A 991-nucleotide genomic window follows, 5' to 3' on the forward strand; every position below is an offset into this window, starting at 1 on the left:
GACTGACGGTGAAAAGCTGACGGCTCACAAAGGCCAAGGCCTGATCACTGAAGTATTTCAAAACGGCGAACTCAGCAAAGTAAAGGGAAAAGGCGCTATCGGGCACGTTCGGTACGCAACGGCTGGAGGCGGCGGATACGAAAATGTTCAGCCGCTCCTCTTCCGTTCCCAAAACAACGGCAGCCTGGCGCTTGCCCATAACGGAAATCTTGTCAACGCCACTCAGCTGAAACAGCAGCTCGAAAATCAAGGGAGCATCTTTCAAACCTCTTCGGATACAGAGGTTTTGGCTCACCTGATCAAAAGAAGCGGACACTTCACGCTGAAGGACCAAATTAAAAACTCGCTTTCTATGCTGAAAGGCGCCTACGCGTTCCTGATCATGACAGAAACAGAAATGATTGTCGCACTTGATCCGAACGGGCTGAGACCGCTATCCATCGGCATGATGGGCGACGCTTATGTGGTCGCATCAGAAACATGCGCATTTGACGTTGTCGGCGCAACGTACCTTCGCGAGGTAGAGCCGGGAGAAATGCTGATCATTAATGATGAAGGAATGAAATCAGAGCGTTTTTCCATGAATATCAATCGTTCCATTTGCAGCATGGAGTACATTTATTTCTCCAGACCAGACAGCAATATTGACGGTATTAACGTACACAGTGCCCGTAAAAACCTTGGAAAAATGCTGGCTCAGGAATCCGCAGTTGAAGCTGACGTCGTAACCGGGGTTCCGGATTCCAGTATTTCTGCGGCGATCGGCTATGCAGAGGCAACAGGCATTCCGTATGAGCTGGGCTTAATCAAAAACCGCTATGTCGGCAGAACGTTTATTCAGCCGTCCCAGGCTCTGCGTGAGCAAGGCGTCAGAATGAAGCTGTCTGCGGTGCGCGGGGTTGTAGAAGGCAAACGCGTCGTGATGGTGGATGACTCTATCGTGCGAGGAACAACTAGCCGCCGGATTGTCACGATGCTAAGAGAAGCGGGT

At 50.9% G+C, this 991-nt stretch carries 1 protein-coding gene; it reads left to right on the top strand.

The features are described 5' to 3' along the window. Positions 1–991: amidophosphoribosyltransferase (gene purF / locus ACWHAR_RS23630; RefSeq protein ID WP_452088010.1), on the top strand; the 991-nt coding region annotated here is incomplete at both ends.

This window comes from Bacillus sp. LR--39, from assembly GCF_053613335.1.